Origin of the sequence: Sphingobium xanthum, from assembly GCF_019737615.1 — a bacterium.
Classification (GTDB): Bacteria; Pseudomonadota; Alphaproteobacteria; order Sphingomonadales; family Sphingomonadaceae; genus Sphingobium; species Sphingobium xanthum.
Genome location: NZ_JAHKKS010000005.1, coordinates 162,863 through 180,940 on the forward strand (window position 1 = coordinate 162,863; position 18,078 = coordinate 180,940).

An 18,078-nucleotide genomic window follows, 5' to 3' on the forward strand; every position below is an offset into this window, starting at 1 on the left:
CGAAGGACTGCGCACGGCGCTTCGATATGGGCTTTCGACAAGCTCAGTCCCTACTCAGCGCGAACGGGGAGGGAAAACAGCGTTCGCCCCTACGCGAGCGCGCGGGACTGCGCAAGCGACGGGCGCAGCGGAACCCGGAGCGCCGCGAGTCGTTCCCTGCTGACAGGGCCTGCTGCGGCCCGGACGACACGCATCAGAGAGGAAGATACTAATGCGCCTTGCACCCGCCCTTGCCACTTTCGGCCTCATCGCCGCCCTCGGCCTCTCGGCCTGCAGCGAGAAGGCGCAGGACGCCGCCCAGAATACCGGCGACGTGATCGCCGACGATGTGAGCAACGCCGCCGCCGATATGAGCAATGCCGCCGACCGGTTCGGCGAGCGCGCCGAGGGCGTGTTCAACGATGCCAGCCGCGAGGCAGACAATGCCGCCGACGCGACCGGCGCCGCGCTTGAGAATGCCGGGCGCGACCTCAAGGATTGAGGTTTTCCTGAGAAAATCCTCCCCATCGCAGATGGGGAGGAATGAAGGGGTCAGGCCGTCAATCGCGCGAACGCCGGGGAGGCTTTGAACGCCGCCCAGGTCGTGCGCCATTTGCGGACTGGCTTGGGGTCTGGCCAGAAAGGTGTCCACATCTCGCCCGGCTCGGCACCAAGCGCGCGGGCGACTTTCTCGCTGGCGGCGTTGACCGGATCGATCATGTGGAGCGTCTCGCCCTTGCCGAGCGCGTGATGCGCCCAATGGAAGGCCGCCGCTGCTGCCTCGGTCGCGTAACCGCGGCCCTGAAAGGCGGGGAAGATGCCCCAGCCGATCTCGAAGGCCGGCCAGCCCGGCGGCTCCAGCGGGCCGGCATGGCCGACGAACGCGCCGCTCGCCTTGTCCTCCACCGCGAAATTGCCGAAGCCGCGCGCAACCCAATGCCCCGCGAGGCTGCAGAAACGCTGCCAGCTCTCGCCGTGCGTCAGGCCCCGCCCCTCGCGCGTGATATATTGCGCAAAGCCATTGTCAGCCATCTGGGCACAGAAAGTCTCGACATCCTCGGCGCGGAAGCCGCGCAGGCGCAATCGTGGCGTCTCGATAATCGGGGTCTGGGTCAAACGTCTCTCTCCTGGTTTGCCGGTCCGGCCGCGCGCCTCTAAGGCGGCTTGTCTATTCAGCTGACGATCGCGCGAGCCTGCTCGACGTCCCGATCCATCTGGGCGACCAGCGCATCGAGGCTGTCGAATTTCGCTTCGCCGCGCAACCGCTCGATGAGTTCGATTTCGATCGTCTGCCCGTAAAGATCGCCGGAAAAATCGAAAATGTAGGTCTCAAGCAATTCCTTGGGTGGATCGAATGTCGGGCGGATGCCGACATTGGCTGCACCGCCGCTAACCCGCCCATCCGGCAGGCGCACTTTGACGGCATACACGCCATAGGCCGGGCGCAGATAGTGATCGAGCAGCATGTTGATCGTCGGAAAACCGACGGTGCGACCGCGCTTGTCGCCATGAATCACCTCGCCGCGGACAGCAAAGGGCCGGGTCAGCAGCCGCGTTGCGGTCGCGCAATCGCCGGCCACCAGCGCGTCGCGGATACGGCTGGATGAGACAATCTCGCCATGCTCGTCGAGCACCGGGGGCACGGCCTCGGCAACCAGCCCGCGCACGGCGCCGAGGCCGCGCAGCACGTCGATGTTGCCGCTCCGCCCCCGGCCGAACGTGAAATCCTCGCCAGTCACGACCCCGGCCGCGCCGAAATCGTCGGCCAGCATGTCGATGAAATCCTCAGCGCCGCGCGCCGCAAGCGCCTGATTGAACTGGAAGACCAGCATTGCGTCCGCCCCTACCTCGGCAAAGAGCTGCTCACGCTGATCGAGGGTGGTCAGGCGAAACCAGGGCGTATCCGGGCGGAACAGACGAACCGGATGCGGATCGAAAGTCGCGACAATCGCCGGCCGCCCTTGCGCTCGTGCCAGATCGACGGCGCGAGCGACCACGGCCTGATGGCCGCTATGAAAACCGTCAAAATTGCCGAGTGCGATGATGCCGCCACGCAGATGCGCGGGAATCGCAAGCTCGCTGGTGATCCGTTCCATTCCGCGCGGCTATAGGGAGGGCTTGGCGCCCGCGCCAGTCCCCTTGCCGAGCGGACTCATACCGGCGCGCAGCACGCGCAGGACATTGCCGCCCATTACCTTGGCGATCTCGCCTTCCCTGAAGCCACGCTCGATCAGCACCTGCGTCACCTGCACGAGACTGGCGGCATCGAACGGCGTGACGACAGCACCGTCGAAGTCAGACCCCAGCCCGACATGATCGATGCCGGCAACGTCACGTACATGCGCAATAGCAGCGCCGATCGCACGCGGATCGGTCGAGCAGATCGCCGCGTCCCAATAGCCGATGCCGATCACGCCGCCGGTGCGCGCGATGCCGCGAATCTCTTCATCGCTCAGATTGCGGTTCTCCTTGCAGGTCGCCTGGACGCCGCCATGGCTGGAAACCACAGGCCGTCGCGCCATAGCCAGCACTTCGCGCACCGTCTGGTGGCTGGCATGGGCGATGTCGACGATCATGCCCTTCTCTTCCAGACGGCGGATCAGCGCGCGGCCCATCGGCGTCAGGCCACCTTTGGCGAGGCCGTGCATCGAGCCGGCCACATCATTGTCGAAGAAATGCGCAAGGCCCGCCATGCGGAAGCCCGCTGCGTGGAGCCGGTCGAGATTGGCCGAATTGCCGTCGAGATCGTGAAGGCCTTCGACCGAGAGCATGGCGCCGATGACCGGCATGCCCCGCTGCCGGTCGGCCAGCAGGCGATCGAGTTCCGCCGGGCTGGTGACCACGCGCAATTGGCCGTTCGATGCCGCCGCATAACGCCGCAGCCGCTCGGCATGCCAGAGCGAGCGCTCCAGCAGCGAGGTCCACGTCCTGGGCGGCGCGAGCTGCGCGACCATGAGCGCGGTCAGCAGGTCGGCATTATCGCCGTCATTGGAGACATAGTTGAGTCCGCGCGGCGACTTGGTGACGGACGAGAAGATCTGGAGCGCGACATTGCCTTCGGCGAGGCGCGACACGTCGATATGGACGTTCTTCGCGCGCACGTTGAGATCGCGGTCCCAGAGCAGACTGTCGGCATGCATGTCCGCGATGACGAGCCGCCGGTGCAGCGCCTGCGCTTCCCCGCCGACCGGGCGCGCCAGCGCACCGGCTATGCCGTTCTGCATGTGCTCGACCAGGCCGGGGAGGAACAGGAAGAAGGCGACGGCAAGGAGCAGCTTGGCGATGAAAGCACCGAGGAGCCAGCGCCAGCGTTTGCGGATCAGTTGCCCCAATCGTCCCATCAATCCCGGCGCAGGTAGGTCACATAGCTGTAAGCCGGCACGTCGCCATTGGCCGGGAAGTCCTCGCGCTTGGCCTCTCGCCATCTCACCGGGTCGGGCGCGTCGATGCGGGCATCGCCTTCGGGCGCCAGATCGACATGGGTCAGCTCGATGCGATCGGCGATCGGCTCGAAGAGCCGGTAGATATCACCGCCGCCGATGACCGAAATGCTCAGGGCATCGGCGGTCTCGATCGCGGCCTCGATGCCATGGACAACCTCGGCGCCGTCCTTCTGCCACGCCCGGTCGCGCGTCAGCACGATGTGGCGGCGGCCGGGCAGCGGCTTCGGGAAACTGTCGAAGGTCTTGCGGCCCATGACCATCGGCGTCCCCATGGTCATCTCCTTGAAGCGGCGCTGCTCGCCCGGAATATGCCAGGGAATGTCACCGTCCGAACCGATCACGCCATTGGCGGCGCGCGCGAACAGCAGCACGATCTCGGGCTTGCCCGCGCTCATCATTGCTGGCCACCGAGGCGCAGGCGCGTCACATGGCCCATCTTGCGGCCCGGGCGCGCCTCATGCTTGCCATAGAGGTGGAGATGCGCCGTCTCGTCGGCGAGGATCGCGGCCCAGTCATGCGCTTCGTCGCCAATGAGATTTTCCATGACGACGCCGGGCGCCGCCAGCACCGTCGAACCGAGCGGCAGGCCGCAGATCGCGCGAACATGATTCTCGAACTGGCTGGTGACGGCGCCCTCGATCGTCCAGTGGCCGCTATTGTGGACGCGCGGTGCCAGTTCGTTGAACACTGGCCCCGCGGCGCTGGCAAAGAATTCCAGCGTCAGCACGCCGACATAGTCGAGCGCCTCGGCCACCTTCGCGGCAATAGCGCGCGCCTGCGCCACCTGCTCAAGCACCGGCGCGGGGGCAGGCACGGTCGAGGTCGCGAGGATGCCCGCTTCATGCACATTGTGCGGCGAATCCCAGAAGCGGACCTGCCCATCATGCCCGCGCACGAGGATCACCGAGAATTCGTGATCGAAATGGACGAAACCTTCGAGAATAGCGGGCTGGCCAGCAATCTCCGCCCAGGCGCGGTCGAGCGTCTCCGGCGTCGCATCGAGGAGCCGCGCCTGACCTTTGCCGTCATAGCCGAAGCGCGTCGTCTTGAGGATGGCGGGCGCGCCGACCTGAGCGATCGCGGCGCTCAGCGCGTCTAGGCTCTCGACCTGCGCATAAGGCGCGGTCGTGCCGCCGAGACCCGTGACGAAGCTCTTCTCGGCGAGCCGGTCCTGCCCGATTTCCAGCGCGCGCGCGTTGGGCTGGACATGGCCGAGCCCGGCCAGCACCGCGACCGCGGCCGAAGGCACATTCTCGAACTCATAGGTGATGACGTCGACCGATTCGGCGAAGCGGCGGAGCGCATCCGCATCCTCATAGGCTCCCTGCGTCCAGGCAACGGCGACATCGGCGGCCGGGCCGCTCGCTTCCGGCGCGAAGACATGGGTGCGATAGCCGAGCTGGATGCCGGCTATGGCCAGCATGCGGCCAAGCTGACCGCCGCCGACTATGCCGATGGTCGACCCGGGCGGGACGAGTTTCATTCAGGCGCTTCCGCAACCGCATCGGTCTGCCGCTTGCGCCAGGCGTCCAGCCGCTCGGCCAGGGCAGGATCGTGATTGGCGAGAATCGCGGCGGCGAGCAGCGCCGCATTGATCGCGCCCGGCTTGCCGATTGCCAGCGTACCGACGGGAATGCCGCCCGGCATCTGGACGATGGAATAGAGGCTATCGACACCGGACAGCGCAGCCGACTGGATCGGCACGCCCAGCACCGGCAGTCGGGTCATCGACGCAGTCATGCCGGGCAGGTGCGCCGCGCCACCGGCGGCAGCGATGATGACATGCAGGCCGCGCGCCGCCGCGCTCTTGGCATAATCGACCATCCGATCCGGCGTGCGATGCGCCGAGACGATGCGGCACTCGTGCGCAATCTCGAGCGCGGTCAGCGTCTCGGCCGTGTGGCGCATCGTCTCCCAATCCGATTGAGAGCCCATGATTACGCCGATTTTGACCATTTCCCGCCCCGTTCTCATCTATGCCGAACGTCATAGAAGACGCTGCATGGAAACCTTTCGTTAATTTCCTCGCCAATAGAGATCACGGACATAGCGCACAACCGGTCAAAACGGTTCGAGTTCGGATCGCACTGAACTTTTTGGGCTGCAAAAACCAAATTATGCAATTATGTTTCGCTCAACGGGGACACCTTTTGGTCGCGCAAAGGGAGGTAGAGCTTGGCACGGGCCACTACCCGAGACGTTCCGCGCGACCCTGACGTCGGCGACGGCTCGGCACTGGAACAGGAAGTGATCGCGCTCCGCAGGGAGTTGCGATTGATGCAGCTCGCCAACGAGGAGCTGGAACGGCTGGTTGTGCGCGACACGCTCACGCCGCTGTTCAACCGTCGGCATTTCATCACTTGCCTCGCCGAGCGGCTGAGCCGCCTGGAGCGTTACGGCACGCAGTCGGCGTTGGTCTTCATCGACGTGAACGGGATGAAGCGGATCAACGACACATATGGCCACAGCGCGGGCGACCTGGCGCTGCTGCATATCGCACGGCTGCTGGCCAGCAGCGTGCGCGCGACCGATATCGCGGCGCGCGTGGGCGGCGATGAATTCGCCCTCCTGCTCGACGGCGTCACCGAGGAAGCCGCCAATGAGAAGGCCGCGCATCTCGCCGAGATGATCGCGCAGACCGAATGCCGCTTCGGCGAGGAGCATCTGCCGCTCTCCGCCGCTTTCGGCTGCACGGCGCTGCGCGAAGGCGACAATGACTTCGCCGCGATCGCCCGGGCGGACATGGCCATGTATGCCGCCAAGCGCGGCAATGGCAATTGAGGGCGAGGACCATATGAACGAGGTTCGCGACAATCCCGACAAGAAGCGTTACGAGCTGGCCGTCGATGGCGGACTCGTCTTCTCCGACTACATTCGGCAGGGCGACAAGCTGCTCATCACCCATACCGAGACGCCGCCGGAACTGCAGGGCCGCGGCCTTGCCGGACAGCTCGTGCGCGGCATGCTGGCCGACGTGCGCGCCAAGGGGCTCAAGATCGTCCCCCTGTGCAGCTACATCGTCGATTATTTCAATCGGCACCCCGAGGAACGGGACGTGCTGGCGGACTGACCGCCGGCATGATCCCCTCGCTCAGCGCTCCGACAGATAATAGCGGTCCTTCGCCGTCAGGTCGTCGGCAAGCTCGTAGACGATCGGCTGTCCGGTCGGGATTTCGAGGCTGGTGATCTCGTCGTCCGGAATGCCCGAGAGATGCTTGACCAGCGCGCGCAGCGAATTTCCGTGGGCGGAGATCAGCACGCGCTTGCCGGCCTTCAGCTCGGGCGCGATGCGCGCTTCCCAATAAGGCAGCACGCGGGCGATCGTGTCCTTGAGGCTCTCCGTGTCCGGGATCGCGATGCCGGCATAGCGGCGATCCTTGGAGAGATCGAACTCGCCGCCCGGCGCGAGCGGCGGCGGCGGGATGTCGAAGCTGCGGCGCCAGATCTTGACCTGCTCGTCGCCATGCTTGGCCGCGGTCTCCGCCTTGTTGAGGCCGGTCAGGCCGCCATAATGTCGCTCGTTGAGCCGCCAGTCCTTCTCGACCGGCAGCCAGAGGCGGCCCATCGCCTCCAGCGCGATGTTCAGCGTCTTGATCGCGCGGAGCTGGACCGAGGCGAAGCACTGGTCGAAATCGAGGCCCTTGGCCGCGAGCAACTCGCCGGCGGCCTTCGCTTCGGCCGCGCCCTTCTCGGTCACATCGACATCCCACCAGCCGGTGAAGCGGTTTTCGAGGTTCCAGGCGGACTGGCCGTGGCGGATGAGGACGAGCGTGGGCATGGATTACTAGCTCCCGGTGCGATTGCTGCGCGCCTGATAGCGCGATTTCACCGGCACGCAACTTGTCCGCGGCATGACAATCCGTCATGGAAACGCGCGTCGAAGCATGACGAAGGAGACGGACGATGGTGATCGAGCGGACGACCCACATTCATGAGGCCACCGGCGAGACTTTCGAATCGACCTTCGTCGCGGACCAGAGCGCCGGCACGCAGCCGGGCATCCTGCTCTTCCCCAACTTCTTCGGCGCCAAGGAGTGGGACTATGCCAAGGCCGAGACGCTGGCGGCGCAGGGCCACAAGGTGCTGGTCGTCGATTTCTACGGCCAGGGCAAGCGCGGCACTGACATGGAATCCTCCAGCAAGCTGCTGCACGACTTCATGGCCGATCGCATGGTCGTGAAAGCCCGCCTGCTCGCTGCTCTCGCGGAGCTGAAGGCGCTGTCCGGCGTCGATGCCGCGCGGCTCGGCGCGATCGGCTTCTGCGCCGGCGGCAAATGCGTGCTCGATCTCGCCCGTGCCGGCGGCGACATCAAGGGCGGCATCAGTTTCCACGGCGTTTACGATGCACCTCCCTTCCCCAATGCCGCGATCACGGCAAAGCTTCTGATCTGCGACGGCTGGAACGACAATCTCTGCCCGCCCGACGCGAAAGTGGCGCTCTGCCAGGAGCTGACCGAGGCGGATGTCGATTTCCAGTTCATCAGCTACGGCCGGACCGGTCATGGCTTCACCGCCGACAACACACCGCCCAGCTCCGCCTTCGGTTTCCAGGCCGACACCAACCGGCGCAGCTGGAAGCTGGCGCTCGACTTCCTGGAGGAAGCGCTGGGCTGAGCGGCCAGCCTCACAACTCCCCGACCATCTCAGCCAGCGTCGCGAGGCAGTCGCGCGCCAGCTGCATCGAGCGCTCGGGGCTCCAGCCCTGCGTGTCGTCGCGCATGTCGAAATTGTCCTTGAAGGGCATTTCGAGGGTCATGGCGACGGCGCCGTAGCGCTCGGCGAGCTGGGCGGTGGCCATGGAGAGATTGGCCTTGCCGGGCCTCGCTTCGACATAGCCGAGGCGGTTCTGGAAATCGGGCGTGCGGGTCGCCAGCGTGTCGCGATATTTGCGGAACAGGCCGATCTGCTTGTCCTTGAGCGAGGGAATGCCCTCGAAGCCGGCGAGAAACACGGCGGGAATCGCCTCGTCGCCATGCACGTCCATGGCGAAGACGACGCCGGTCTCGTCCATCCGGTCGCGCACGCATTTTACTTCCGGTGAACGCGCGTCGCTGGGGTCATGCCATTCGCGGTTGAGATTGACGCCAGCCGCATTGGTGCGGAGATGGCCTCGCGTCGAACCATCCGGGTTCATGTTCGGCACAATATAGAGTCGCGCCTTGGTGAGCAGTTTGCGGGCATGAACGTTGCTCGGATCGGTGAGCATGTCGAGCGCGCCTTCCATCCACCATTCGGCCATGGATTCGCCGGGATGCTGGCGCGCAATGAGCCAGATGGGTTTCTTGCCGGTGCCCATTTCCAGGCAATCGAGCGGGCGACCATCGAGCGTCAGGCCAAGCTGGCGCAGGGTTACGCCCGGGCAGGAGGCGGCTTGCGCGATGAGATCATGATGCCGCTCCAGCGAGTAAGGCGCAAAATAGGCGAACCAGGCCGCATCGGCCGAGAGCGTGTGGCGGATCGTCAACGTGCCGCCGGCCTCGCCGGGCTCGAAGCTGGAGGGCGCGCGCGACCATGTCTCGCGATCCTCGGAGACGCAGGCATAATAGTCGGGCCAGCCATCCGGATAGGCCGATTTCACCAATCCGGTGATTTTCAGCACCAGCTCCGTGCCTGCGGGCGCGGCGACGCGGAAGTGGAACCACTGGAAGAAGTCGCTCTCATGATCCTTGCGGATCGAGAGGGTGGCGGTGGCGCCGTCGATGCTCTCGACGACGACGTTACCGCTGTCGAACGCGGCGTTGATGAGGAGATCGGTCATTTGACGGTGATAGTCGCACCCGATTGGCCGGGAAAGCCCTGGAACAGCGCATCGGCGAGCTTGCCCGCGGCAAGGCCGGGCTGAGCGGCGGGCGAGCCTTCCTTTGCCTGAGTCTCGGCGCGGCCTTCCCAGATGGCCTTTTTGTCGGCCGCGTTGCGCAGTTGCACGCGCAACCGCGTCGCCACGACCGGCTTGGGCTTGCCGGAGAGGTTGATGCCGATGCCAACGCCAAGGCCGCTGCCATAGCTGCCGGTCGATCCGCCGACACCGACGCTCACCGGCGAGCGGCCGCCCGGCGCGGGCTGGATCGTGTCGCGCGCCAGATCGATCACTGCCTCATATTGCGCGCCCGCAGCGCCCTCCGCGACCGGGGAGAAGCCGGTGCGGGTGAGCGCGGCCGCCACGGCGTTAGCGGTGGTGCGGAACTCGAGACTGCCGGCCAGCGCGGGATCGCCGGGGACAAGCCGGACGCTGCCCTGACGCGCCACCTGCTCATCATGGAACCGGGTGACATCGACCGGGGCCAGCGCGGTCGCGCATCCCGCGAGCAAGGCCAGGGGCAGAACCACCGGCCAGATGCGTGTTGAGCCTCTCATTACGTCCATCCTCTCTGCCGCCTCTTCCAGAACGTGCGCGGCGCAGTTTCGTGTCGGAACCGGACTGCACCCATGCCGAGCCGGGATCAAGTTTGTCGACAACTGTTGCCCGCGCGCCTCCTTCAGGCGCGCAATATTATTGCGAAGGTTCTGAAAGTTCGGGGGTCGGGGCAAATGTAAAACATCCTTTGCGCGAGTCGGGGACAAGGGTGCGCCTTGCCTGGGGGCAGGATGCCAAGGGATTGGCAGTGTAGGACAGGAGATTCTTCGAGGGCCGACCTTGCCCTCTCCCGCCTTCGCGGGAGAGGTTCAAAAGAGGCACGCGACTCTTTTGAAGGTGAGGGTCTTCTTCTTTTTTGGTCAGCGTTCGAAAAAGAAGAAGACCCTCACCCTCCCACCGCTAAGCGGCGGGCCCCTCCCTCTCCCGCGGAGGCAGGCGGGAGAGGGTCATTGGCGATGTCACCCTTCGATCCGGGTTATGCCCATCCACCATCTGCTCCTCGCAGATGGTCCCCCTCCCCAAGCGATCTGTGGAGGAATAAGCGGAGAAGAATCCACCCCTCCCCGCCTTGACTTTCGCCGCCTCCCCCCATAGAGGCGCCACTTCGAAATTTCCGAACCCGCAGAATCATTTGGACGCCCGATCATGAAGATCCGTAACTCGCTCAAGTCGCTCAAGGACCGCCACCGGGACAACCGCGTGATCCGTCGTCGCGGGCGCACCTACGTCATCAACAAGACCCAGCGCCGCTTCAAGGCCCGCCAGGGCTGAGCGACACGCGCGGCGGGCCATCGCGGTTCGCCTGAAGGATACAAGGCCCGGCCAGATTTGGTCGGGCTTTTTGCGTGGTCTCGCCTTAAAGCCGCTTGGGACTTGCGGCCGTTTCCTCTTATGTTCGCCCGACACAGGAGAGACGATGCGCACAGCCGCATCCGGAGAGGATGAGCATGAACGAGGAAATCGGATCGGAATTCTGGCGTCACCTCAAGCCGATCGAGAAGGTGTTCCAGCCCGACGCGCTGCCCGAGGTCTATATCGCCAAGGCCTCCGACATGGAGGACGAGCGCTATTATGTGCCGATCACCGAGACCGTCTTCACCAAGCCGCTCTGGATCTCGCCGCAGAAAAACCAGTGGTGCGACATATTGCTCGCCAAGGGGCCGGGGCTGGTGAACCGGCATTATCATCCGCACGGCGTCTTCGCCTACACCATCTCCGGCAAATGGGGCTATCTGGAGCATGACTGGGTCGCGACCGCCGGCGACTTCGTCTATGAGACGCCGGGCGAGGGCCACACGCTGGTCGCCTATGAGCATGAAGACCCGATGCGGGTCCACTTCAACGTCACCGGCCCGCTGATCTGGCTCGACGAGAATGGCGAATCCGTCGGCTATTTCGACGTCCATACCTATATCGCCATGTGCAAAGAGCATTATGAGAAGGTCGGCATCGGTGCGGCCTATATCGAGGGGCTGTATCGGTAACGCATTGAACACACGGCATACACGCCAGCGGAACCGCGGTTCGCCCGGGGTCCCGACGGTCCTCGCCGGGCTGCGGACCCATAATCACGCGCCAGAGCAATACGAGAAACGCACACCTAGCAAGCCGGGGGAATGCGTTGCAGAGACGAACTGATTGCACTGCACTTCGTGCGTCAGGGAGATGAACAAGCCGCCATGAGCGGCATGTCGGATACCTGAAAGCCAGCCAGAAGCCGCCACTCAGGCGGCACAGGGAGGTTTTCAGATGTTGCTCACCAAGAACCTGTGCGGCCCGCGCCGTGCGCTACCTCTGCTGCTCGCGAGCGTGGCAGCGACGGGACATGCACCTTTGCTGGCCCAGACTGTCCCGGCCGAGGCGGAAGCAGATGCCGAAGGCGAGATCGTCGTCACCGGCCGCCGCGTCTCGGAAGCCTCCGTCACGATCGGCGAGGGCGAAGTGACCAATACCGTGGCGGTGACGCGCGAGGCGCTGCTCTCCGCGCCGCCTGGCATTTCCGGCCTCAAGATGCTGGAGACGCTGCCCGGCTTCAACGTGCAGACCGACGGCGCGCTCGGCCTCTACGAATTCGGCAACAGCGTCCAGACCCGCGCCTTCAATCTCGATCAGGTCGGCTTCGTCATCGACGGCATCCCGACCGGGCGCAGCGACGCCTTCGGCGGTAGCCCGGTGTTCCGCTATGTCGACAACGAGAATCTGGCCAACGTGGTCGCCTCGGTCGGCGCGGGCGATGTCAGCCTGCCGACCTATTCCTCGCTCGGACCGGTGGTGCAGTATCACTCCATCGCGCCGCAGGACGAGATGGGCCTGTTCGTCTCGCAGAGCTTCGGCGACAACAGCCTCAAGCGCACCTTCATCCGCGCGAGCACCGGGCAGGTCGGTCCGTTCAAGGCCTATGTCAGCCGCACCAAGCTGGACACGGACCTGTGGCGCGGCCCCGGCTCGGTCGATCGCGAACATTGGGAAGCGCAGTTGCAGGTGGATTTGGCGGAAGACATCTGGGCGCGCTTCAAGTTCGTCTCGAACGACTTCTTCGACTATGACTCGCCCACGATCACGCGCAACCAGTACAATTGCGTGACGCGCGATCTCGCCGGGCGCTGCGGCCGCGACTATGCCTTGATCGAGAATGTGCCGAATACGGCGACCGTGCCGAACAGCACGGCCAATTTCGCACCGACCACTGCCGGCATCTATTACTCCAACGCCAACTATACCGGCGTTTACAATCTCGCCATCAACGTCCGGAAGGACAAGCTCTACGGCGCCACTTTCCACTTCGGTATGGCGGACGGCGTCTTCCTCGAATCGACGCTCTATTGGGAGGACAAGGACGGCTATGGCGTCTCGCCGGACGGCTATTCGAACTCGCTGGGCCGCTATAATCCGCAACGCCAGGCAGGACTCCCCGTTGTCGCACCCAAGGGCGTGCAGTTCGGCCGATCCGGCGTGGGCGGCGACCGCTTTGGCGCGACCAGCAAGCTGCACTGGGAGATGGGCGCCAACACGGTCGAAGCGGGGCTGTGGCTCGAGATCGACAAATATCACCGCACGCAGGCGCGCTACAACACGGTCGATGGACGGCCGGACGGGGCACCGCTGCTCGATGAGCTGGTCTATCTGCGCCGCGACTATCGCTCGAAACGCAACACGACCCAGCTGTTCATCAAGGACACGATCTCGCTCGCCGATGACCGGCTGATCCTCGATCTCGGCGTCAAGGGGCTGATCCTCGACTATCAGCAGCGCGGTTATCGCGACTTCGACGATTATTACCGCATCCAGATCATCGCCGGGGTGCCGCAGGGCGTGCCGGGCTGGGGTCCGCAGTTCAACACGGCGAGCTACGACGACCTGTTCCTGCCGATGGCGGGCATCCTCTACAAGTTCGACAATCGCACGCAGGCCTTCGCGTCCTATTCAGAGAATATGGCGCTACCCAAGGGCATGGATGACATCTATTCGGTGACGCGCCCGGGCAGCTCGGCGCTCGTGCCGCAGCCCGCGCCGGAGCGCGCGACCAATGTGGAGCTGGGCGTGCGCACCAATCAGGGGCAATTCTACGCCTCGCTCGCGGGCTATTACACGGCGTTCCAGAACCGCATCCAGTCGATCACGACCTTCGTGCCGGGCGGCGGCGCCTCAACGGAGACGTTCTTCCAGAATGTCGGGCGCGTGCGGGCCTATGGCGTCGAGTTTGCGGGCACCTACAAGCCGACGTTCCTGAATGGTCTCGCCTATGCCAACCTCAACGTGACCTATAACAATGCCAAATTCCGCGACAACATCCCGGCCGCGACGCCGATCCTGATCGCGGACAAATATCTGCCGGACAGCGCGAAGTGGATCGTCAATGGTGGCCTGACGGTCGAGCCGGCAAGCTGGCTGGTCGCCAATATCTCGGGCAAATATACGAGCAGGCGCTGGTCGACCTTCACCAATACGCCTGGATCGAGCGTGCCGGGCTACACGGTGTTCAGCGCCTATGTCGATATCGGCGACGGCATCACGGTTGGCCCGGTCAAGGGGGTGCGAGCGCGGTTCAACGTGGACAATCTGTTCGACAAGGATGTGCTCTCCTACGTCTCGTCGGCGGTGCAGGGTGACGGCGCCTTCCGCCCGCTCTCGCCGCGCACCTTCCAGGCAACGGTGTCGGTGGAGTTTTGAGGCCCTGAATCGCTTGGCCCTCCCCGGTGGGAGCGGGGAGGGCCTGAAGCGGGGATCAAAGTGGGAGAATGAACCTTCAGCGTGGGAGAAACGCTGTCTTCGAATTTCAACGCCGTGGGAGGAGCGTTGAAAATGGGTATAGCCCCCACTTGTCACGAGAGTTTGTCGCTGCGGCGGAAATTTGTCGCAAAGTGTCGCAAGCCTCCACACACCCTCTTCCCGTTTGTCACGCCTCCGGAGATAGTCCGCTCCGGCGCCCTGGCGCCACCGATCCGGGAGAACGGGCATGACCGTCCACTGCGAATGGGGCCTGAACGGCGTGGAGCTTCTGCGCGAGCGGGTCGGCGTCATCGTGATCGTCGATATCCTGTCCTTCTCGACCGCCGTGGACGTGGCGACGGCGCGCGGCGCTCTGGTCTATCCCTTTCCTCATGAGCGCGATACGCACCGGGCCGAAGACGCCGCAGCCGCTGTCGGCGCCACGCTTGCGCAATCGCGCGGCGACGCGAACGGGTCCTACAGCCTCTCGCCGGCGAGCCTGGCCGGGATCGCGCCCGCGACGCGGCTCATGCTCCCCTCCCCCAACGGATCTCGGCTCTCTCTGGCGTGCGGCGACATTCCGGTCTTCGCCGGCTGCCTGCGCAACGCGACGGCGCTGGCGGATTCGGTGCGCGCCTTTGCCGGCGGACGTGACATCGCGGTGATCCCGGCGGGCGAGCGCTGGCCGCAGGACGACAGCCTGCGCCCGGCGATCGAGGACTGGATCGGCGCTGGCGCGATCATCTCCGCGCTCGACTTGCCCTGCTCGCCCGAGGCCGAGCTGGCGCGCATCGCCTTCGAGGCGGCGCGGCCGGACATCGGTCATCTGGTGCGCAACGCCATGTCCGGACAGGAGTTGATCGCGCGCGGCTATGAGCGCGATGTCGAGATGGCGCTGGATCTGGATGTCAGCGACGGCGCGCCGCTGCTGGTGGATGGCGCTTACCGGCAATAGGGGCAGCCCAATCCCCCGTTCGCGCTGAGCTTGTCGAGGGGCTGTTTTGCCTATTGGGTTTTCTCACGCGGAGACGCAGAGACGCGGAGAGTGTCGCGCGATTTCTCCGCGTCTCTGCGTCTCCGCTTGAGAAAATTCCGGCCCTTCGACAAGCTCAGGGCGAACGGTTCAATTGGGATGGGTATCGTCCAGATGCGCCACCCAGCCATTGATCAGAACATCGAGCGCGACGACGAAACTGTTGCGATCGGCCCCCATGGCATCCGGCCTGACGGATCGCAAAGTAGTCCAGCCGGTCACCAGCGCCTGCACCGAGCGCTGGGCTGCAAGCGCGGACTCGCGCGGCAACCCGCCGGCCTCCAGCGCATCGAGGATGCGCCGCAGCGACTCCTCAGCCAGACCCGCCGGTGGTCGGGAGACAACAATGAGCTGACGCGCATCCCGAACCGTGATCTGCGCATCCCAGATCGCGAGCCCGAAATCGTGCAGCCAGCGGCGCCAGTTGTCGTTCGGCGGCACCGCGTCCAGACAGGCCCGGAAGATCGAGACCGACATGAGTCCGTAGAGCGTCTCCTTGTCCGTCACGTGCCAGTAGAGCGACGAGACGCTGACGCCGAGCCGGCTCGCGACCTTGCGCAAGCTCACCGCCTGCAGCCCTTCCTCGCTCAGCAGCGCGACGGCTTCGCGGACGATCTGATCCCGGTCGAGTTTTGAAAAGGACATGCCTGCTGCCTTGACACCAAATCGCGCGAGACGCATCACGTCCTAAACGAACACTGTTCGATTAGCTAGAGGAGTCGATATGTATCCCTTCACGCCCGGCAGCTATGCGCCCCGCAATGGCTGGTATGTCGCCGCCTTCATCGAGGAGATCGGCGAGGCGCTGCTCAGCCGCTGGATCCTCAATCAGCCGGTGGTGCTCTATCGCAAGGCGGACGGGACGGCGGTCGCGGTCGAGGGGCGCTGCCCGCACCGGCATTTCCCGCTCGGCGAGAGCAAGCGGATCGGCGACGCGATCCAGTGCGGCTATCACGGCATCACCTTCGACGCGGCGGGCAAATGCACTTTCGTGCCGAGCCAGACCAACATCCCCGGCGTCTACACGATCAAGAGCTATAAGCTGGTGGAACGCGGCCTCTGGGCCTGGATCTGGCCGGGCGATCCGGACAAAGCGGACGAGAGCCTGATCCCCACGCTGGACGAGATCGGCTTCACGCTGCCGGGCATGATCCCGAGCGCCTTCTATTCCATGCACGTGAACGGCCGCTACCAGCTGCTCAACGACAATCTGCTGGACCTGACCCATCTCGGCTATCTGCACGGCACCTCCATCGGCACGCCGGACGACGCCGCGACGCCGGAGGAGCGCGATCTGAACGAGCGCCGCCTCTCCAGCCGCCGCTATATGTACGACACGCCGCAGCCGCCGCTCCATATGGAGAACACCGACTATCGCGGGCCGATCGACCGCATCTCCGGCATGGATTTCTTCTTCCCCGGCTTTCACTCGGGCATCGGCGAGCAGCGCTATCCGCGCGATCATGCCCGGGCCGGAGACGTCATCGGCACCAGCCGCGTCTGGCATGCGGTGACGCCGGCGACCAAGACGACCTGCAACTATTTCTTCGCTCTGAGCGCCACGACGCAGGAGCGCCTCGATCGCGCCAGGATTTCACTCAAGCCCGTTCTCGACGAAGACAGCTTTGCAACCGAGCAAATCGAGAAGATCATCACCACGATGGACGAACTGCCGCCCGAGCTGATGCTGAAGAGCGACACGACCGCCGTGCAGGGCCGACGCATCTTGCAGGCCATGATGGATAAGGAGCGCGCCGAGAGCGCCGCAACGACCAAGGAGAGAGATCATGAACCGGTTTGAACAGGCGGTCTATGACTGCATGAAGCCCACAGAGGCGCTGCTGGAGCAGACGACCAATCCGCTGCACCGCAAGATCCTGCTGAATTTCTGGCGCCATGTGCATCTCGAAGGCGCGGGCCTCTACGACCAGATCTGCTCGGACGACATGATGGTTGCCAACCCGGTCTATCGCGTCACCTGGGGCGCCAACCCCGCCGTGATCGAAGGCCGCGACGGCGTCATGACCTTCTACAACAGCGTCGGCGACGTGGTCCTCTGGAACAGCGACGACCGCATCGCCGTCGCCGACTGGGGCGTGGCGGACGAGCTGACCTTCAACCTGCTCGGCCTCGGCGCCATCATGCAGGCGATCGGCTATCCCGTGCCGGACGCGGACAAATTCTACCATGTCCAGAGCCGTCAGGCATTCATCTGGCCCTATGACAAAAACGCCAAGCTCGCCGGCGAACATCTCTACGAGGACAAGACCAGCCTCACATGGGAGGAAGTGGACGAAGCCGAGCTGACCACGGCCAAGCGTGTCCAGGAAATCCAGAAAGAGCTGCTCGCCAGGCTGCACGCGCGCTTCGGCGAGAATTTCTGGGTCTATGAGGCGGAGGCGGCGACGGCCTGACCCTATCATGCAAACCGCAACCGGGCTCCCGAAACAGCCCGGCCGCGCAGTCGCCGTCCCCCTGAAGTCACCGTGCCGCGCGGCAAAGCCGCTCCCCTTTGTCGGCCCGGTTGGCGGATCAGTTCCTGAACCAGTCGTTGCCCATGTCGCCCTTGACCTCGGGACCGTGGCCCTGACGCGCGAAGATCTTGATGAAGCGACCGTCCGGATCCTCGACCACGATGCACCAGGACATGCCGGTCGGGATGATGCCGCTGTGGGTGGCCCCATGCGCATCGAGATGCGTGACCCAGGCGTCCAGATTGTCGCGGGTCGGCACGGCGAGCGAAATCACGTCCAGCCGACTGGCCGCCGCTGCATGGGCCGGAAGCAAACGCAAATCGAGCAAGGTGCCGATCGCCGGCCACTGGCAGATATAGGCATAGAGCTTTCCGTCGGCATTGACATGATCGGCATTGGGCAAGCGTTGCACGCCGAAGATCGTCTCGTAGAAGGCCAGCGACCGATCGCAGTCGGAGACGGCGAATTTGAGCGTCCGCAGCCCTTCGATCTTGAGGTCATCGCTCAATGCTGCGCTCGCCATGCCTCGCCCTTCTCCCGAACCCGAGCCGTCGCGGCGACTCGTTCCCGAGGGAAGGCGCCGCG

Annotated in this window: 21 protein-coding genes; 10 read left to right on the top strand and 11 right to left on the bottom strand. The window is 64.8% G+C overall.

Going from position 1 to position 18,078, the window contains the following annotated elements; translation table 11 throughout:
• Positions 1-211 precede the first annotated feature (211 nt).
• Entirely contained in the window at positions 212-481 is a 270-nt protein-coding gene (locus KM135_RS10610; RefSeq protein ID WP_221713980.1) for a hypothetical protein, read from the top strand.
• A 50-nt stretch (positions 482-531) separates the two neighbouring features.
• Here KM135_RS10610 and KM135_RS10615 read toward each other — a convergent pair whose 3' ends face one another.
• The 6 genes from KM135_RS10615 to purE are packed head-to-tail and all read right to left on the bottom strand — an operon-like array spanning position 532 to position 5,378.
• Entirely contained in the window at positions 532-1,095 is a 564-nt protein-coding gene (locus KM135_RS10615) for a GNAT family N-acetyltransferase (protein ID WP_221713981.1), read from the bottom strand.
• Positions 1,096-1,151: 56 nt separating this feature from the next.
• On the bottom strand, positions 1,152-2,075 hold the full coding sequence (locus tag KM135_RS10620; protein WP_221713982.1) for a bifunctional riboflavin kinase/FAD synthetase: 924 nt from the start codon (positions 2,073-2,075) through the stop codon (positions 1,152-1,154).
• 9 nt (positions 2,076-2,084) lie between these two features.
• A complete protein-coding gene (locus KM135_RS10625; protein WP_425517029.1) occupies positions 2,085-3,311 on the bottom strand; it encodes a dipeptidase in 1,227 nt (408 codons plus the stop codon).
• 8 nt (positions 3,312-3,319) lie between these two features.
• Positions 3,320-3,817: a dihydrofolate reductase gene (locus tag KM135_RS10630; protein ID WP_221714084.1), complete on the bottom strand. Its 498-nt coding sequence runs from the start codon at positions 3,815-3,817 to the stop codon at positions 3,320-3,322.
• Positions 3,817-4,905: a 5-(carboxyamino)imidazole ribonucleotide synthase gene (locus KM135_RS10635; RefSeq protein WP_221713984.1), complete on the bottom strand. Its 1,089-nt coding sequence runs from the start codon at positions 4,903-4,905 to the stop codon at positions 3,817-3,819. Before KM135_RS10635 ends, KM135_RS10630 begins: the two co-directional genes overlap by 1 nt.
• Positions 4,902-5,378 carry a 5-(carboxyamino)imidazole ribonucleotide mutase gene (purE, locus tag KM135_RS10640; protein ID WP_221713985.1) on the bottom strand — a complete coding sequence of 159 codons (477 nt, stop codon included), beginning with the start codon at positions 5,376-5,378 and terminating at the stop codon, positions 4,902-4,904. Before purE ends, KM135_RS10635 begins: the two co-directional genes overlap by 4 nt.
• Before the next feature lie 219 nt (positions 5,379-5,597).
• On the opposite strand from purE, the gene KM135_RS10645 reads away from it, so the two are divergent.
• Both KM135_RS10645 and KM135_RS10650 read left to right on the top strand, forming a co-directional pair.
• The gene (locus KM135_RS10645) at positions 5,598-6,203 is read left to right on the top strand and encodes a GGDEF domain-containing protein (protein ID WP_221713986.1); all 606 of its coding nucleotides are present in this window, start codon (positions 5,598-5,600) and stop codon (positions 6,201-6,203) included.
• A 13-nt stretch (positions 6,204-6,216) separates the two neighbouring features.
• On the top strand, positions 6,217-6,492 hold the full coding sequence (locus KM135_RS10650) for a GNAT family N-acetyltransferase (protein WP_221713987.1): 276 nt from the start codon (positions 6,217-6,219) through the stop codon (positions 6,490-6,492).
• Positions 6,493-6,513: 21 nt separating this feature from the next.
• Here KM135_RS10650 and gpmA read toward each other — a convergent pair whose 3' ends face one another.
• A complete protein-coding gene (gene gpmA / locus KM135_RS10655; protein ID WP_221713988.1) occupies positions 6,514-7,200 on the bottom strand; it encodes a 2,3-diphosphoglycerate-dependent phosphoglycerate mutase in 687 nt (228 codons plus the stop codon).
• Positions 7,201-7,325: 125 nt separating this feature from the next.
• On the opposite strand from gpmA, the gene KM135_RS10660 reads away from it, so the two are divergent.
• Complete coding sequence (locus KM135_RS10660) at positions 7,326-8,036, top strand: dienelactone hydrolase family protein (protein ID WP_221713989.1); 711 nt, start codon at positions 7,326-7,328, stop codon at positions 8,034-8,036.
• A gap of 10 nt (positions 8,037-8,046) precedes the next feature.
• On the opposite strand, the gene KM135_RS10665 is transcribed toward KM135_RS10660, so the two are convergent.
• Together KM135_RS10665 and KM135_RS10670 are read right to left on the bottom strand one after the other, a co-directional pair.
• Positions 8,047-9,180, bottom strand: a complete 1,134-nt coding sequence (locus KM135_RS10665) for a M14 family metallopeptidase (RefSeq protein WP_221713990.1) — start codon at positions 9,178-9,180, stop codon at positions 8,047-8,049.
• A complete protein-coding gene (locus KM135_RS10670; protein ID WP_221713991.1) occupies positions 9,177-9,776 on the bottom strand; it encodes a DUF4136 domain-containing protein in 600 nt (199 codons plus the stop codon). Before KM135_RS10670 ends, KM135_RS10665 begins: the two co-directional genes overlap by 4 nt.
• Positions 9,777-10,422: 646 nt before the next feature.
• Between KM135_RS10670 and ykgO the strand changes: the two genes are divergently transcribed.
• The 4 genes from ykgO (at position 10,423) to KM135_RS10690 (ending at position 14,941) form a co-directional block, all read left to right on the top strand.
• The gene (gene ykgO, locus KM135_RS10675; protein ID WP_008069451.1) at positions 10,423-10,548 is read left to right on the top strand and encodes a type B 50S ribosomal protein L36; all 126 of its coding nucleotides are present in this window, start codon (positions 10,423-10,425) and stop codon (positions 10,546-10,548) included.
• Positions 10,549-10,724: 176 nt separating this feature from the next.
• Positions 10,725-11,261: a 2,4'-dihydroxyacetophenone dioxygenase family protein gene (locus KM135_RS10680; protein ID WP_221713992.1), complete on the top strand. Its 537-nt coding sequence runs from the start codon at positions 10,725-10,727 to the stop codon at positions 11,259-11,261.
• Positions 11,262-11,526: 265 nt separating this feature from the next.
• Positions 11,527-13,947, top strand: a complete 2,421-nt coding sequence (locus tag KM135_RS10685) for a TonB-dependent receptor (protein WP_221713993.1) — start codon at positions 11,527-11,529, stop codon at positions 13,945-13,947.
• Positions 13,948-14,233: 286 nt separating this feature from the next.
• Positions 14,234-14,941: a 2-phosphosulfolactate phosphatase gene (locus KM135_RS10690; protein WP_221713994.1), complete on the top strand. Its 708-nt coding sequence runs from the start codon at positions 14,234-14,236 to the stop codon at positions 14,939-14,941.
• 168 nt (positions 14,942-15,109) lie between these two features.
• Here KM135_RS10690 and KM135_RS10695 read toward each other — a convergent pair whose 3' ends face one another.
• Entirely contained in the window at positions 15,110-15,664 is a 555-nt protein-coding gene (locus tag KM135_RS10695) for a TetR family transcriptional regulator (RefSeq protein ID WP_221713995.1), read from the bottom strand.
• Between the two features lie 79 nt (positions 15,665-15,743).
• On the opposite strand from KM135_RS10695, the gene KM135_RS10700 reads away from it, so the two are divergent.
• Both KM135_RS10700 and KM135_RS10705 read left to right on the top strand, forming a co-directional pair.
• The gene (locus KM135_RS10700) at positions 15,744-16,820 is read left to right on the top strand and encodes a Rieske 2Fe-2S domain-containing protein (protein WP_221713996.1); all 1,077 of its coding nucleotides are present in this window, start codon (positions 15,744-15,746) and stop codon (positions 16,818-16,820) included.
• The gene (locus KM135_RS10705) at positions 16,807-17,433 is read left to right on the top strand and encodes a hypothetical protein (RefSeq protein ID WP_221713997.1); all 627 of its coding nucleotides are present in this window, start codon (positions 16,807-16,809) and stop codon (positions 17,431-17,433) included. Before KM135_RS10700 ends, KM135_RS10705 begins: the two co-directional genes overlap by 14 nt.
• A gap of 118 nt (positions 17,434-17,551) precedes the next feature.
• On the opposite strand, the gene KM135_RS10710 is transcribed toward KM135_RS10705, so the two are convergent.
• Positions 17,552-18,016: a VOC family protein gene (locus KM135_RS10710; protein WP_221713998.1), complete on the bottom strand. Its 465-nt coding sequence runs from the start codon at positions 18,014-18,016 to the stop codon at positions 17,552-17,554.
• Between the last annotated feature and the right edge of the window lie 62 nt (positions 18,017-18,078).

Excerpts from the sequence above, each read along its gene's own strand:
- KM135_RS10650 (WP_221713987.1), top strand. The coding sequence starts at position 6,217 with ATGAACGAGGTTCGCGACAATCCCGACAAGAAGCGTTACGAGCTGGCC.
- KM135_RS10710 (WP_221713998.1), bottom strand. The coding sequence starts at position 18,016 with ATGGCGAGCGCAGCATTGAGCGATGACCTCAAGATCGAAGGGCTGCGG.
- KM135_RS10685 (WP_221713993.1), top strand. The coding sequence starts at position 11,527 with ATGTTGCTCACCAAGAACCTGTGCGGCCCGCGCCGTGCGCTACCTCTG.
- KM135_RS10665 (WP_221713990.1), bottom strand. The coding sequence starts at position 9,180 with ATGACCGATCTCCTCATCAACGCCGCGTTCGACAGCGGTAACGTCGTC.
- KM135_RS10620 (WP_221713982.1), bottom strand. The coding sequence starts at position 2,075 with ATGGAACGGATCACCAGCGAGCTTGCGATTCCCGCGCATCTGCGTGGC.
- KM135_RS10680 (WP_221713992.1), top strand. The coding sequence starts at position 10,725 with ATGAACGAGGAAATCGGATCGGAATTCTGGCGTCACCTCAAGCCGATC.
- KM135_RS10635 (WP_221713984.1), bottom strand. The coding sequence starts at position 4,905 with ATGAAACTCGTCCCGCCCGGGTCGACCATCGGCATAGTCGGCGGCGGT.
- KM135_RS10630 (WP_221714084.1), bottom strand. The coding sequence starts at position 3,817 with ATGAGCGCGGGCAAGCCCGAGATCGTGCTGCTGTTCGCGCGCGCCGCC.
- KM135_RS10705 (WP_221713997.1), top strand. The coding sequence starts at position 16,807 with ATGAACCGGTTTGAACAGGCGGTCTATGACTGCATGAAGCCCACAGAG.
- KM135_RS10690 (WP_221713994.1), top strand. The coding sequence starts at position 14,234 with ATGACCGTCCACTGCGAATGGGGCCTGAACGGCGTGGAGCTTCTGCGC.
- KM135_RS10700 (WP_221713996.1), top strand. The coding sequence starts at position 15,744 with ATGTATCCCTTCACGCCCGGCAGCTATGCGCCCCGCAATGGCTGGTAT.
- KM135_RS10660 (WP_221713989.1), top strand. The coding sequence starts at position 7,326 with ATGGTGATCGAGCGGACGACCCACATTCATGAGGCCACCGGCGAGACT.
- purE (WP_221713985.1), bottom strand. The coding sequence starts at position 5,378 with ATGGTCAAAATCGGCGTAATCATGGGCTCTCAATCGGATTGGGAGACG.
- KM135_RS10610 (WP_221713980.1), top strand. The coding sequence starts at position 212 with ATGCGCCTTGCACCCGCCCTTGCCACTTTCGGCCTCATCGCCGCCCTC.
- KM135_RS10670 (WP_221713991.1), bottom strand. The coding sequence starts at position 9,776 with ATGAGAGGCTCAACACGCATCTGGCCGGTGGTTCTGCCCCTGGCCTTG.
- KM135_RS10695 (WP_221713995.1), bottom strand. The coding sequence starts at position 15,664 with ATGTCCTTTTCAAAACTCGACCGGGATCAGATCGTCCGCGAAGCCGTC.
- gpmA (WP_221713988.1), bottom strand. The coding sequence starts at position 7,200 with ATGCCCACGCTCGTCCTCATCCGCCACGGCCAGTCCGCCTGGAACCTC.
- ykgO (WP_008069451.1), top strand. The coding sequence starts at position 10,423 with ATGAAGATCCGTAACTCGCTCAAGTCGCTCAAGGACCGCCACCGGGAC.